Raw genomic sequence first — 14842 nt, forward strand, 5'->3', positions numbered from 1 at the left:
CTGTTGCGAAGACTTAAGCGGAGGATGGCTTCGTTCCTCGCCATGACGATCTTAGTGACGCCCGCTAACGCGGGCAGTGGTGCTTAGTTTCTGCCCAATAATGTTCAAACAGTTGAAGGGAGTGACACAACGGCGGCGCGATAGTAATTCCTATGCTTGTTCCCTGATTATTTTATTGCGGTTGTTAGTTCTTCCAGTGTGGCGATGCCTTCTTTGCGCCAAACTTCTTTGCCATTGCGGTAAACGATGAAGGTGGGGAGTACGGTGGCCGAAATGTTTTTCATAACATCAGCGTCGGTACCACCGTCGACATTTACGATTTGGAGGGTGTTGCTTTTTTGTTGCCGGAGTTGGCGGATGACAGGTTCCATCTTGCGGCAGGGCGGGCACCATTCGGCGCTTACGTCAACCAGCACTACGCCTGTGGCGATCGATCGGGTAAAGGTGGCGATATCCATTTGTTTTACGGCTACAGCACCTTCGAGTGGTTTACCAGCCTGCTTCCAGGCGTTGATGCCACCAGCGAGGTCTATTACATGGCTGAAGCCATTTTCGCGCATCCACTTAGCCGCAGCGCCGCTACGGCCGCCCACCAGGCAGTATATATATACAGGTTTGTCTTTATCGAGGTATTGTACGCGGTCGAAGAATTCCTTTTTGTTGTTGTAGTCGGCCTGCAATGCGCCGGGCAGGTGACCGGTACGATATTCCGCCGCCGTGCGCACATCAAACAACTGCACATCAGCGGCCTTCATGCCGTTACCGAATGTTTGCACATCTACCGTTTGCGCCTTTACAGCGAGCTGCAGGCACACGAAAACCATCAAAACGAACATCCTTTTCATGTGGCAAAAATAAGCCTATTTCTGCATCCATTTGTTAAGGATAGGCGCTTCCAGTTTGCGGAAGTTAAAGAACAGCTCTTTGCCTTTGCGCGCAGGGTGCGAGTTGTGGCAGGGCGCAAACGTTTTGAAGGAGAAAAAGGGTTCAAACAGCCGGCGGTAGATTTTTACATTGCCGCCGAAGGGGGGCCCCTCCTTTTCAAACTCGCGGTTAAACAGCACGCCTATAAAGCGGCCCTCTTCCCACAACAGTTCGTGCATATGCGCTGCATATTCCTGTCGCAATGCAGGCTCCAGGGCACATAAAAAGGTTTGTTCGATAATGATATCGTACTCTCCCTGGTGCTTGAAAAAATCGGCTTCTACGAAGCGTATGCCCGTCTGTTCATGTTCCTTACGCAGCTGATTTATCACCACGCCCGAAATATCGACTACGGTAATATCCCTGAAACCACTCTCCCATAAATATTTGGCTTCGTAACTATTGCCACCGCCGGGTATCAACACGCGGTGGTGTTTGTTGGAACATTGATCAATATAGGTTTTGAGCGGTGGAGAAACTTCTCCCATATCCCATTCCGTATCCCCATTCTTATAACGCTGGTTCCAGTAATCTTTATCTAATGCAGGTGTATCCGTCATCGGTCAAATTTGTTTCTAGGCATAAAGCCATTTATAGCAACTCTACCGGCAAATAACATATAAATCGCCTAAGGGTTTGAAAACTGTATGTTAATACAATCAGATAATTGTTTTTATAATACGTTCTTTAACAGCCAATTAACATTAACTTGGCATACTTATTTAAGTATACCTACCGATGAAACCTAACCGATGAAGAACCAACAACCGCTTATGCGGTGGCAACCTCATATCCGCCGAACACTGCTGCTGGTTATGATCGCGTTTAGCGCGCTCAGGGCCGCGGGGCAAACAGCGGACTTCACCGCCGATAAGTTCTCCGGCTGTGTACCCCTTACTGTTAGCTTTTCGAATCAATCTACCACCGGGGCAATAAGTTACAACTGGAACTTTGGTTTAGGCGCCAGCGTACCGGAAGAAAACCCGGGTAAGATCTTTACCCAGCCGGGCACGTATAACGTTACATTAACAGTTACCTATCCGGGCAATGTGGTGAAGACAGCTACCAAAACAGTGACAGTTTACGATGTACCAACCGCGGCATTTACCACTACACCACTTAGCGGCTGTACGCCACTCACCGTAAATTTCACCGATAAGTCTACACCAGGCTCAGGCACCATCAGTAAAATAGTATGGGATTTCGGGGATGGTGTAACTGGACAATCGACCAATCCTACACATACTTACAACCTGGCGGGCGACTTTACCGTGGGCAATATCGTCACTAACAGTTTCGGCTGTACATCGGGTTACACACAGCCCACACCGATAAAGGTGCAAAGCACGCCCATACCAAATTTCACCGCCAACCAAACCAGCAGCTGCCTTACACCGTTCACCGTAAACTTTACATCAACAGCACCTGCAGGGGTTACTTATAGCTGGGACTTTGGCGATGCGGGACCGGGCAGTACAGAAGCTAATCCATCGCATACCTATACGGCAGAGGGTAGCTATACCGTTACGCTCACTGCCACAACATCAGAGGGTTGTGCTGGCACCGTATCTAAAGCAAACTTTATCGTTATACGCAGAACAGTGGCCGATTTTACGTTCGGCAGCACCTGTGCGGGATCGGCCATTCAGCTTACCAACACCACTACGCCGGCGCCTACGGTAGCCACCTGGTTCTTCCCCGACGGTAGTTCACAAACTACCCTGAACGCCTCAAAAGTGTTTGCTGTGGCGGGCGACTACCAGGTAACACTGGTATCGGGCACACCGGGGTGTACGCAAACTGCTGTTAAAACAGTTCGCGTATCGGCTAAACCTACTGTGGACTTCACCGCCAATCCACAATTGGGGTGCGGCGTACCATTTAATACACAATTTGCCTATACAGGTGCGGGCGGTACCAGCTTCCGCTGGAATTTTGGAGATAACAGTACCGGCAGTACAGCCAATCCTGCCCATACTTACAACAATGAAGGCGACTACACGGTAAAACTCGTGGCCAGTAACGCGGAAGGATGCTCGGATTCGGTAACCAAAGCCAGCTACATCCGGATACACCGGCCTACTATACAGCTGAATGCTTCGCCCCCGGAGGGCTGTTTGCCGTTCAACACCACTTTTAACGCCAACATCATTAATGGTGGCGCAGTTACAGGCTATTTATGGGACTTCGGCGACGGCACCACTTCTACCGCCACTTCACCTTCGCACACCTATACGGTTGAAGGTGCTTATAACGTGAAACTGATCATCACACTGGCGGGCGGTTGTAAAGATTCCAGTACGATCCCGGTGAGGGCCGGTAATATCCCGGTAGTAGAATTTGATGCGAACCCGAGGGAAACCTGCGCCAGCACCGCCGTTCAGTTTACCAATCTCACCCAACCACGCGGCACCAGCTGGAGCTGGATATTTCCCGAAGACAATGGCGTACGCTCGCAGGAGAACCCCACTTACTCCTTTAACAGCGAGGGTAAACACGATGTTACACTCATCGTTAACAACTTTGGCTGTATACGTTCGCTTACTAAAACCGACTTCGTTATCATTCAGCCGCCCATTGCTTCGTTCGTAAGGACCACTAACTGTACAGATAAGTTGCTGGTTCAGTTCTCCGACCGCTCCGACTTTGGCGATGTACCCGGTATCCAGCACTGGAACTGGGATTTTGGAGATGGACAAACGTCCACTGAGCAGCACCCCGCCCACCGTTACGCTACTCCCGGTTACTACATCGTAAAACTGAAAGTAGACAATGGTTCCTGCGAGCATAATTTCTGGGCCAGCGTACATGTGATAGATGAGAAACCCACCATCAAAGCAAATGTAGATACAATATGCGCCGGCGGCACTGTTACCTTCACCCGCGAGAACGTGAACACCGCCAACATCATCCGCTATTCCTGGAACTGGGGCGATAACAGCACCTCGCAGGTAAGCAACGCCAGCTGGAACAAACGATATGCAACACCCGGCAAGTACAATGTACAACTCACCATTACCGACAGCAACAATTGCGTAACGACTTCCAACATCATCCCTATTACGGTAAATGGCCCCACTGCGAATTTCAATTTCAGCGGCCGTAATTGTAAAGGCGATGAGCAATCATTCAATGACGCATCTACCGCCAACAACGGTAACGCCCTGGCGCAGTGGATATTCGAATATGGCGACAACAGTAAACCCGATACCTTTACCACAAAACCGGTGAATGTAACGCATGCTTACGTAAATGCCGGTAACTACAATGTAAAACTGACGGTGAAAGATGTAACAGGCTGTGTAGCCACGATCACTAAAGCAGTGCCTATTATTGGCGTGAAGGCCGTAATAGGCAGGAGCGCGCAGATCGTTTGCCTGAACAGCTCCATGGGCTTCAACAGCACACAATCGCAGGGTGGGCCGCTTACATACCTGTGGGATTTTGGCGATGGCACTACTTCTACCCAGGCCCATCCCCCTAAAACCTACACTACGCCGGGCGAGTTTACGGTGTCACTTACAGTAACCAATGCTATTGGCTGTGCTGACACCCAACGCGTAGAAAAATACATCCTGGTACCAAACCCGAAAGCCCAATTCACCCTGCCAACCAACCTGGCTAATTGTCCGCCGGTACTGGTACAGCTCACCAACGAAAGCACGGGCAGCAACAGGGTAATATGGGATTTTGGAGATGGTAGCCGCTCTGTAGAACCAAACGCCTCGCATATCTATACCCTGCCGGCCACCTACGCTATTAAACTGTATGCGTATGCTGAAGGCAATTGCGTAGACAGTATTTCGCGGGATGTTGTGATTAAAGGTCCGCGTGGCACAAGAACTATTACAGACAAAACAGGCTGCGCGCCAACAACCGTAAACTTCGCAGCACAATCCACCAACGCGGTAAAATACATATGGGATTATGATGATGGCCAGGTACAAACCACCACCACCGCCACCAGCACCCACTCGTACACCCGCGAAGGATTGTACTTCCCACGTGTGGTACTGGAAGATGCGCAGGGTTGCCAGGTTACCGCGCAAGGCCCGCTGGACACGGTGATAGTAGAGCAGGTGAAAGCCTCGTTTACCGCCACCCCGTCTGTAATATGTGATGCTGGTACGCTGGTGTTGAGAGACATGAGTGCCGGTATTACGAAAGACCTGCTGGGCAAGGCTTTCCGGTATGAGTACGACTTCGGTGTACCTAACCGCACCGACGATGTGGCCACCACTGCCGATGCTACTTACCATTACAGCCAGTACGGCAGCTACGTGGTATCCCTCAAAATCACCAGCCAGTACGGCTGCACCGATAACACCAGCACATCCATCAGGGTAGATGCGAAGCCCGACGGCAATATAGCAGCGCGCACCTCCATTTGCCCCGGCGACACGGTGAAATTTACTGGCAACGATGTCAAAGCATTACCAGGCACCACCTGGAAATGGCTGAACGGCAACAAAGAATACACGAATGTAAATTCCATCAGTCTCGACTTCCCGAACCCGGGCCTGTTCGATATTAAACTCGTTATTAACAACCAGGAAGGCACCTGTAGCGATACCAGTGTTCTGCCAGTACGCGTAAACCCGAAACCGGCACTGGCAGCAACGCCCGAATTGGTCAATGTTTGCCGCGGCCAGTCGGTACAACTGAATGCCAACGTGCCCGAAAGCGATGTTACCTGGACCAACTACCGCATTTCCGACCCTAAAAGTCAGTCGCCACAGGTGAACCCGGTAACGGATACACTGTATCGCGTAGTGGCCGTGAACCAGTATGGCTGTATCAGTAACGATGCCGTGAGAGTGACCGTCACACAACCTCACGAAGTGCGCACCGGCAATGCAGAAATATGTGCAGGCAACGTAACCCAGTTAAGCGCAAGCGGCACAGCCGACCGCTACCTGTGGCTGCCATCGCCTGCGCTTAACCGTACCGACATACCAAATCCACTCGCTAATCCAACCGTCACCACCAGGTTTGGCGTGGTAGGTTATGGAAAAGATGCCTGCTTTACCGATACTGCATACGCTACCGTAACCGTATACCCTAAACCGGTACTGGCAACGGGCGGCGACCGTATCGTACCCGCAGGATCTGTAGTACCGCTGAACATAGAGAGCAGTCCCGACGTAATTACCTGGAAGTGGTGGCCCATGAAATACCTCGACTGTTATGATTGTCCGCAGCCGAACTCCACCCCCCGTGAAAACCTGACGTATAACGTAACCGCCACCAACGTGTACGGTTGCGCTACTACCGAAACTATAGCTATCAAACTCCAATGTATCAACAGCGTAACCTTTCTTCCCAACACCTTTTCACCAAATGGTGATGGACAGAACGATATATTTTATGTGCGTGGCCGTGGTATAAAATCCGTTCGCACCTTCCGCATATTCAACCGCTGGGGCGAACTGATATTTGAAAGAGTGAACTTTAATATTGACGATATAGCGTACGGCTGGGATGGAAAACATGCCGGGCAACCACTGGTGCCCGATGTATACATCTACTATGTACAGGCAGTTTGTGACAACAACGAGTCGCTTTTACTGAAAGGAAACGTGACTTTATTGAGATAAACGTATGATTATCAGCAAATATTGACAAAAAAGAGGTTTTGAGGTAATGATATTATATATTTGTATAATTCGTATATAGTAAAAAGACCTTATCCCGAACTGGAAAAACCTCGGATACCTATGAGAAACCTAATGGTTATGTGTAAAGTTTTTTCTTCCCTGCTTGGTTTTACGCTGCTCCAGGGATTTAAAGCATCCGGTCAGCAGGCTGGGTTTACCTACACGGCAAGCCCCCCGGGAGCCTGTGCACCGGCTTCATTTACGTTTAACAATACCACCACAGGCTCGCCTATTTCCTACACCTGGACTTTCGGCGACGGCCGCACTTCCAAGCAACGGGACCCGGTAATCACATATGCCGCGGCAGGTACCTATAACGTTACGCTCACCGCCTATTATCAGAACACCACGAGTAACATCAGTTCACAGGTAACCGTAAATCCTTTACCTGTTGCCGACTTTACGGCAAACGACCGTACCGGCTGTAATGCCTATACGGTCACCTTCACCAATTCGACCCCAGGCGCCACTACCAGCACCTGGAACTTTGGCGATGGCACGGCACCTGTAACTACCAGTAACGCCACCGTGCAACACCAGTACAACACGGTAGACACCTTTGATGTAACGTTGACCACCGCTAACGCCAACGGCTGCACCCAAACCGTAACAAAGGCAGGCTATATCATGATTGCCGCGCCAGTACTTAACCTCAGTAATAATATTACAGCCGGCTGTATACCTTTTAATGCTACCCTTACAGCCAGCAGTTCCAATATAGACAGCGACCCCGTAAGCACCTACGCCTGGACGTTCGGTGACGGTTCCACACAGTCCACCGCCACCCCCAGCGTGAATCATACTTACACCACCGCAGGTACCTTTAACGTAGCATTGACCATCACTACCGCGCAGGGTTGTACCGCTACGCGCACCTATAACCAGCATATACGCACCGGCACACTGCCTACCGGTGTAAGTTTCACCGCCACACCAGCTACCACCAATGCGGCTACACCTGTGCGTTTACTGGCCTCGGCCACGAATGCCACCAGCTACCGCTGGAATTTCGGCGATGGCAGCACGCAGGACGGAGCAGCTTCCGACGTTTATCATACATTTTTAAATACAGGTAACCTTACCGTAAACCTGGCCGCCGGCAACAATGGCTGTTACACCAACGCAGTGCCCGTAGGCGTACAGATAGCACCTTCGGTAGCACGTTTCACCTGGGTACGTGCCTGCGACAACCGCTTAAGGTTCCAGTTTACCAATACATCCATTGGCGAAGCAGGCGATACTTACGAATGGGATTTCGGGGACAATACAGCGATCGATAACAATGCAAGTCCGAACCATACATTTACTACTGAAGGCACTTATACTGTACGTTTAAGTGTAAGGAACAACAATAACGGAGGCGTAAGCACAACGTTTCAAACCGTACGGGTGTTCCTCGCCGACTTCAATACCGGCGTAAGCACCGTATGCCGTGGCACCACCGTACCTTTTGGAGTAGTACACGTACCGTCTGCCCTGGTGGCTAATTACGGCTGGCATTTCGGTGACGGTACTATGCTTAACACCAACAACGCCGACATTACCAAAACCTTTGCGGCTGTGGGTGCATATTCCGATACCGTTATTATTTCCTATAACGATCCGGCTTATTGTCCGGACACTGTTATCAAAGTAAATCATGTAAACGTAATTGCCCCGGTAGCTGCCTTCACTGTAACAGCACCAGCCTGCGAAGGACAGTCTGTTTATTTTTCCAACACCTCTATGCCATCACCCAGTATTCCATTTACCAACTGGTCGTGGAGCCTGGGTAACGGCACCGTCTCAGCATTGGAAGTGCCTGCAGTAACGAAGTATAACAATAGCGGGCAGTTCCCCGTAAAGCTGGTGGTGACCGATGCCCGCAACTGCAAAGATTCCATTACACAGCAGGTGGTTATCAATCCACTGCCTTTTATACAGATATACTCGCCTGGCACGAAAGTGTGTGAGGGCAATAGTCTTACTTTACAAACAGTTACAGACGCGCCGTTGCAATGGGCTACCAACTACAATATCAGCTGTAACAACTGCGCCAACCCGGTAATATCACCGCTGCGCGATACACAATACATTGCAGTGGCCACGAGCGCCCTTGGTTGTGCTGTTTCAGATACGGTAGCAATTACGGTGGTGCCCGCAGTAACGCTCGGCATTAGTGCAGATACCGCGATTTGTCTTGGTTCATCAGTACAACTGATGGCAACAGGCGCCACACTTTATGCCTGGACTTCCGACCAGGGAGCAGTGAATGCGCCCAACTCAGCGTCGCCCATCGTTACACCTACCACCAACACGACTTATACGGTATCGGCCACGAACGACCTATCCTGCCCGGTGGTAACCGCCAGCGTTAGCGTGAACACGAAGGCAGTACCCACACTGGACGCTGGTCGTAACCAGTTTGTACCGGTTGGCAGCCTGGTCAGTCTGAACGCCACTTACAGCGCCGACGTGGTAAGCTGGGAATGGTCGCCGTCTACCTACATCGACTGCCCCGTTTGTCCGAATACGACCGCAGCACCGCGCCAGCATATGACATACAGCCTGAAGGTGACTAACGACGTAGGTTGTACGAAAACAGATGTATTGGATGTACGGTTGCTCTGCGACCAGAGCGTGATATTTATTCCAAGCGGTTTTACACCAAATGGCGACGGACAAAACGACATTTTCTACATCCGCGGTAAAGGCGTTAAACAGGTACGTTTCCTGCGCATCTTTAACCGCTGGGGACAGGAAGTATTTAAACGCGAGAACTTCAATATTGACGATATAAGCGCCGGATGGAACGGCATACTGAGAGGCAAAGAGTTGCAGAGCGACATTTACGTGTACATGATAGAAGCGATTTGCGACAGTAACGATATATTCCAGATGAAGGGCAACATATCCTTAATACGATAAACTATTTAACCATCAGAAGCATGAAAACCTTGAGGACCCTTGTGGTAGTGATATTTTGCCAGGTGGCTGCGCTTCAGGCAACTGCACAGGACATACACATGTCGCAGTTCTACGAAACGCCCATACTGCGCAACCCCGCGCTGATCGGCATTTTTAATGGGGATGTGAGGGTGCAGGCCGTATACCGCAACCAATGGAACAGCATTACTACGCCCTACCAAACCGGTACGCTTAGCGGGGAACTGAAGTTCCCGGTAGGGCAGTACTACGATTATGTAACTACAGGACTGCAACTGTCGTTTGACAGGGCGGGCACTTCACGGCTGCAATCGGTGCAGGTATTACCCGCCATCAACTACCACAAATCTTTAAGTGAAGATAAAAGCAGTTATCTGTCGCTGGGCGTTACAGGCGGTTTCGTACAACGCCAGTTCGATCCTACGCATCTTACATTCAACAACCAGTACACCAATGGCCGGTTCGACGCCAGTGCCCCTACGGGCGAAGAAGGCAGGCTCGCCAAAATGGGTTATACTTACCTGGATGCGGGTGTAGGCCTTAGTTACAACAGTAAAATAGGAGAAGATATCCCTTACTATATCGGTGCAGCCATGTACCATTTCAACAGGCCTAAAGTTTCTTTTTATGGAGATGAGGGAGTAGAACTGGCACCGAAATGGTCATTTAATGCAGGTATTACCTTACCGATAGATGATAAGTGGAAGCTGATAGCACAGTACAACCAGGTGCATCAGAATTCCTACAACGAATATATTGGCGGTGCGATGCTGGGTTACAGCCTGTACGACGAAGGCCTGGAATCTGACCACGGAGTTTACGGAGGTTTGATGTTCCGCTGGAACGACGCCCTGGTACCCGTGATTAAAATCGATATGGGCGCTTACGAACTGGGCATGAGTTACGACATTAACGTGTCTACCCTGCGCAGCGCCAGCCGTTCGTTCGGCGGGTTCGAACTGTCTTTCGTGTTCAAGAACTTCCTGAACAGCCGCAACACCACGCTGGATGCTACCAACTGTCCGAGTTTTTAGTATGAATTTCAGGCAGGTATCGTATTTTTACGGTCTTTCGTAAAAACTAAATATTCAGAACATGAAACTGGAAATAGGCTCACAAGCACCCGAATTTGCATTGTACGATACCGATAAGAACAAAGTATCCCTCAGCGACCTGAAAGGTCAGAATGTAGTACTGTTGTTCTTCCCAATGGCATTCACCAGCGTATGCACCACCGAACTGTGCTCCGTTAGAGATAACATTGGCACCTATAACAGCCTGAATGCTAAAGTATTCGGCATTTCCGTAGACTCGCCTTTCACGCTGGGCAAGTTTAAAGCCGACCAGAACCTGAATTTCTCCCTGCTGTCTGACTTTAACAAGGAAGCATCTACCGCTTATGGCACTATTTACACCGAATTTGTACTGGAGCTGAAGGGCGTTTCAAAACGTTCGGCCTTCGTATTGGACAAAGAAGGCGTAGTTCGCTATGCAGAGGTCTTGGAGAAAGCAAGCGATGTTCCTGATTTTCAGGCAGTTAAAACCACGCTTGAAGGACTTAACTAATTACTGTTAAATTTTTCCAAAAAAAGCAACGGCGAGCCATCAAATTGGCTCGCCGTTTGTTATTTTTACATAGAACTAAGGTTCCGAATTCTCCGATGAAATATTCAAAAAAATCATTATCTTTGATAGACTATGTTGAGAAACTTTACCCTTATACTCTTATTCACCTTGTGCGCCACCGCTTCCCCGCTCTGGTCACAAACTAAAGGCGGCTTATCCGGTAGCTCGGACGGGAAGGAAAAAGTCGTTAAGCTGTATCCCAATCCCGCAACTTCGAAAGTCAATTTCGAAATCCAACGTAATAACGAGAAGGGATACGAACTTATTGTGTACAATTTTCTGGGCAAGAAGATGGACCACTTTAAAAACTTACAGGTAAAGAACGAACTCAACTTAGATAGTTACTACGCCGGCGTATACATATTCCAGCTAAGGGATAAGGTTACGGGTGGTTTGATTGAATCGGGGAAATTCAATGTAGTGAAGTAATACAGACATACAACATAGTGTATAAAAAAGGGCTGCATGTTAAAATGCGGCCCTTTTCTTTTATGTTATTACTTATCAGGATACTTCCACGATAAGGAATTTGAGATACGTGGTATTTTCCATATTCCACATAATCGGATGGTCTTTTGCCTGCGTCTGGAAAGTAACCTGCCTGATCTTTTTGCGGGCGTCCTTGGCCGCCGCTTCGATGATTTCGAGGAACTGAGATGGCGGTACCAGGTTAGTACAGGAAGCCGTTACGAGGAAGCCACCGGGTTTGAGCAGTTTCATACCGCGCAGGTTAATTTCCTTATAACCCGTAACAGCCTTCTGGATGTTCTCGCGGCTTTTGGTAAAGGCCGGCGGATCCAGGATCACTACATCAAACTTCTTATCTTCTTTACTCCACTGCTTCAGTACATCGAAGGCGTTAACTGCCTGGAACTTACATATATCCTGCAGGTTGTTCAACTCCGCATTACGACGGGCCGTTGCCACTGCATTTTCTGAGATATCGAGTCCCAGCACACTTTTGGCACCGTAGTGGCCCGCATGGCAGGAGAAGGTGCCCGTGTAGCAAAAAGCTTCCAGTACATCGGCGCCCTGCACGATATGTTTAATTTCGCGGCGGTTATCCTGCTGATCGAGGAAATAGCCCGTTTTCTGGCCATTTACGATATCTACATGAAACTTAAGGCCGTTCTCATTAATAATAAGATTGGTATCGAAGGGAGCGGTGAGGAAGCCTTTCTGCTGCTGCATGCCTTCCAGTTCGCGTACGGGCACATCGTTACGCTCATAAATTCCTTTAGGATTAAATATCTCCAGCAGGGCCTTTTTGATCGCATCCTTCCAGCGGTCGATGCCGAGGGCCAGGGTTTGTAGTACCAGGTAGTCGTTAAACTTATCGATGATAAGGGCTGGCAGTTCGTCGGCCTCCCCAAACACCAGGCGGCAGTTTTCAACGTACCCCAGCTTTTTGCGGTATTCCCAGGCTTTACGGATGCGATTCAGGAAGAACGCTTCATCAATCTCTTCATTTTTATCCCGCGTAAGCAGGCGTACCAGTATCTGGCTTTTGGGGTTAATGTACCCTTTACCTACGAAAATGCCGTTATGGGTGAATACAGATACGGTATCGCCGGGTTCCACCGTACCGTCCATCTCCCCTACTTCATTCCCGAAAATCCAGGGATGGCCCGTTAAAACGCGGCTTTGTATCTTCTTCTTTAAAAAAACTTTGGTCATGTATTTATTACTTCGATGCGCAAAGGTAAGCAAATGAGGCCCTCAAAAGCATTGTGTCAATTTGTCTTATAGAATATGCTTGGCAAAATTATTGTCCATCGTACCTTTGCGAACAATTAATACCCAATTATGACAGAAAAAGAGAAAGATACACAGGAAAACGTGCCAGATATTAATGCAGATGAGAATATGAGCGGCACATCGCACCTGAACGACGCCCTTACAGACGAAAGCGCCCTGGAAAAAGCAGAGCAGCTTGCAGGTGAAATGCGTGATAAATACCTTCGCCTGGTAGCCGAATTCGATAATTTCAAGAAAAGAACGGCGAAAGAGCGCCTGGAGCTGATCCAGACTGCCAATAAAGAGGTGATCATCTCTATGCTGGACGTACTGGACGATATGGAACGTGCGAATAAGCAACTGGAATCGGCCACAGACGTGAATGCCGTAAAAGAAGGCGTGCAGCTCGTGTTCAACAAACTGAAAAATACCCTTACCTCCAAAGGCCTGAAACCTATGGAAACGGTCCATACGGAGTTTGATGCCGATTTACATGAGGCTATTACCGAAATCCCTGCTCCTGCAGCAGATTTACAGGGAAAAGTGATTGATGAGTTGCAAAAAGGTTACTACCTTAATGACAAATTGATCCGCTATGCCAAGGTGGTAGTAGGAAAATAAAAAATATGACGATCTGACAGGATAATATGCAACTGTTCAGGCCGGATTGCGATAAAAAATATCAGAACTGATCACAAAGCCTGCTCTATGAGCAGGCTAACACGTATCAACAATGTCGACAAAAAGAGATTATTACGAGATACTGGGAGTAGCCAAAGGTGCGTCTCAGGATGAGATCAAAAAGGCTTACCGAAAGGTGGCCATGCAGTACCATCCGGACAGAAACCCGGGCAACCACGAGGCAGAAGATAAATTTAAAGAGGCAGCCGAGGCCTATGAAGTATTAAGCGACGCCGACAAACGCGCGCAGTACGACCGCTTTGGCCATGCCGGCATGAACAACCGGGGCGGCTTTGGCGGCGGCAGCGGCAGTATGAACATGGATGACATCTTCTCCAACTTCGGTGATATTTTCGGTGATGATATTTTCGGCAGCTTCTTCGGAGGCGGTGGTGGCCGTGGTGGCCAGCGTCGTGGCCGGGGCACCAGGGGCTCCAACCTCCGCGTAAAGATCCGTCTTACCTACGAAGAGATTGCCAAAGGCGCCAACAAGAAGATCAAAGTTAAAAAATACGTACCCTGCAATACCTGCGATGGTTTGGGTGCAAAAGATAAAGGCTCCTTCCACAATTGTAGCACCTGCGGTGGCTCGGGCCAGGTTAGGAAAGTAACGCAAACTTTCCTCGGCCAGATGCAGACCGTAACTACCTGTCCTGCCTGTAACGGTGAAGGTCAAACCATCACCAACAAATGCACCAGCTGTAAAGGCGAAGGCCGTCAGTATGGCGAGGAAATGGTATCGCTGGACATACCAGCGGGCGTACAGGAAGGCATGCAACTGAGCCTGAGCGGCAAAGGTAATGCCGGCGAACGAGGCGGCTCACCCGGCGACCTCCTCATCCTTATTGAAGAAGAACAACACGCAGAACTGCAGCGCGATGGGCTTAATGTAGCCTTCGACCTGCACATATCCTTCCCCGACGCGGCTTTCGGTACACAGGTCGAAGTTCCTACCATCGATGGTAAGGCGAAAATTAAAATACCACCTGGCACCCAAAGCGGTAAAATCTTCCGCCTCAAAGGCAAAGGCTTCCCTTCCGTAAATAGTTACGACAAGGGCGACCAGTTGATCCATGTAAATGTATGGACTCCGCAAAACCTTACACCAGACGAGAAGAACGCGCTGGAGAAGCTCCAGAATTCCAATAACTTTAAGCCCAATCCTGAAAAAACGGAGAAAGGCTTCTTTGAGAAAGTAAGGGATATTTTCAGCTAAGCAGTACCATCTTATTCATTATAAAAGTTTACCGGAGAAAGACGATTACCGTCTTTCTCCGTTTTTTTTAGTTTTT

At 49.3% G+C, this 14842-nt stretch carries 10 protein-coding genes; 7 read left to right on the forward strand and 3 right to left on the reverse strand.

Annotated features, from left to right (window positions below; translation table 11 throughout):
* Window positions 1–167: 167 nt before the first annotated feature.
* Entirely contained in the window at window positions 168–845 is a 678-nt protein-coding gene (locus tag QZT80_RS19060) for a rhodanese-like domain-containing protein (protein ID WP_295125744.1), read from the reverse strand.
* Between the two features lie 15 nt (window positions 846–860).
* The gene (locus QZT80_RS19065; RefSeq protein ID WP_295125746.1) at window positions 861–1484 is read right to left on the reverse strand and encodes a methyltransferase domain-containing protein; all 624 of its coding nucleotides are present in this window, start codon (window positions 1482–1484) and stop codon (window positions 861–863) included.
* A 192-nt stretch (window positions 1485–1676) separates the two neighbouring features.
* Between QZT80_RS19065 and QZT80_RS19070 the strand changes: the two genes are divergently transcribed.
* The 5 genes from QZT80_RS19070 to QZT80_RS19090 all read left to right on the forward strand — a co-directional run bounded on the left by QZT80_RS19070 (window position 1677) and on the right by QZT80_RS19090 (window position 11561).
* Window positions 1677–6521, forward strand: coding sequence for a PKD domain-containing protein (locus QZT80_RS19070; RefSeq protein WP_295125749.1), 4845 nt, complete (start codon window positions 1677–1679; stop codon window positions 6519–6521).
* 138 nt (window positions 6522–6659) lie between these two features.
* Window positions 6660–9488, forward strand: coding sequence for a PKD domain-containing protein (locus tag QZT80_RS19075; protein WP_295125752.1), 2829 nt, complete (start codon window positions 6660–6662; stop codon window positions 9486–9488).
* Window positions 9489–9508: 20 nt separating this feature from the next.
* Complete coding sequence (locus QZT80_RS19080; protein ID WP_295125755.1) at window positions 9509–10540, forward strand: PorP/SprF family type IX secretion system membrane protein; 1032 nt, start codon at window positions 9509–9511, stop codon at window positions 10538–10540.
* 61 nt (window positions 10541–10601) lie between these two features.
* Window positions 10602–11072, forward strand: coding sequence for a redoxin domain-containing protein (locus QZT80_RS19085; protein WP_295125758.1), 471 nt, complete (start codon window positions 10602–10604; stop codon window positions 11070–11072).
* A 132-nt stretch (window positions 11073–11204) separates the two neighbouring features.
* Window positions 11205–11561 (forward strand): T9SS type A sorting domain-containing protein, encoded by a 357-nt coding sequence (locus QZT80_RS19090; RefSeq protein ID WP_295125761.1) that lies wholly within the window; start codon window positions 11205–11207, stop codon window positions 11559–11561.
* Between the two features lie 75 nt (window positions 11562–11636).
* Here QZT80_RS19090 and QZT80_RS19095 read toward each other — a convergent pair whose 3' ends face one another.
* Complete coding sequence (locus QZT80_RS19095; protein ID WP_295125764.1) at window positions 11637–12809, reverse strand: class I SAM-dependent rRNA methyltransferase; 1173 nt, start codon at window positions 12807–12809, stop codon at window positions 11637–11639.
* 129 nt (window positions 12810–12938) lie between these two features.
* Here QZT80_RS19095 and QZT80_RS19100 point away from each other — a divergent pair, with 129 nt between their 5' ends.
* Both QZT80_RS19100 and dnaJ read left to right on the forward strand, forming a co-directional pair.
* The gene (locus QZT80_RS19100) at window positions 12939–13490 is read left to right on the forward strand and encodes a nucleotide exchange factor GrpE (protein WP_295125767.1); all 552 of its coding nucleotides are present in this window, start codon (window positions 12939–12941) and stop codon (window positions 13488–13490) included.
* Window positions 13491–13602: 112 nt separating this feature from the next.
* A complete protein-coding gene (dnaJ, locus tag QZT80_RS19105) occupies window positions 13603–14766 on the forward strand; it encodes a molecular chaperone DnaJ (RefSeq protein ID WP_295125770.1) in 1164 nt (387 codons plus the stop codon).
* Window positions 14767–14842: the final 76 nt, after the last annotated feature.

Source organism: uncultured Chitinophaga sp., from assembly GCF_902168175.1.
In the GTDB taxonomy this organism is placed as follows: domain Bacteria; phylum Bacteroidota; class Bacteroidia; order Chitinophagales; family Chitinophagaceae; genus Chitinophaga.

Coding starts and splice junctions, on each gene's coding strand:
- QZT80_RS19060 (WP_295125744.1), bottom strand. CDS start 845: ATGAAAAGGATGTTCGTTTTGATGGTTTTCGTGTGCCTGCAGCTCGCT.
- QZT80_RS19065 (WP_295125746.1), bottom strand. CDS start 1,484: ATGACGGATACACCTGCATTAGATAAAGATTACTGGAACCAGCGTTAT.
- QZT80_RS19070 (WP_295125749.1), top strand. CDS start 1,677: ATGAAGAACCAACAACCGCTTATGCGGTGGCAACCTCATATCCGCCGA.
- QZT80_RS19075 (WP_295125752.1), top strand. CDS start 6,660: ATGTGTAAAGTTTTTTCTTCCCTGCTTGGTTTTACGCTGCTCCAGGGA.
- QZT80_RS19080 (WP_295125755.1), top strand. CDS start 9,509: ATGAAAACCTTGAGGACCCTTGTGGTAGTGATATTTTGCCAGGTGGCT.
- QZT80_RS19085 (WP_295125758.1), top strand. CDS start 10,602: ATGAAACTGGAAATAGGCTCACAAGCACCCGAATTTGCATTGTACGAT.
- QZT80_RS19090 (WP_295125761.1), top strand. CDS start 11,205: ATGTTGAGAAACTTTACCCTTATACTCTTATTCACCTTGTGCGCCACC.
- QZT80_RS19095 (WP_295125764.1), bottom strand. CDS start 12,809: ATGACCAAAGTTTTTTTAAAGAAGAAGATACAAAGCCGCGTTTTAACG.
- QZT80_RS19100 (WP_295125767.1), top strand. CDS start 12,939: ATGACAGAAAAAGAGAAAGATACACAGGAAAACGTGCCAGATATTAAT.
- dnaJ (WP_295125770.1), top strand. CDS start 13,603: ATGTCGACAAAAAGAGATTATTACGAGATACTGGGAGTAGCCAAAGGT.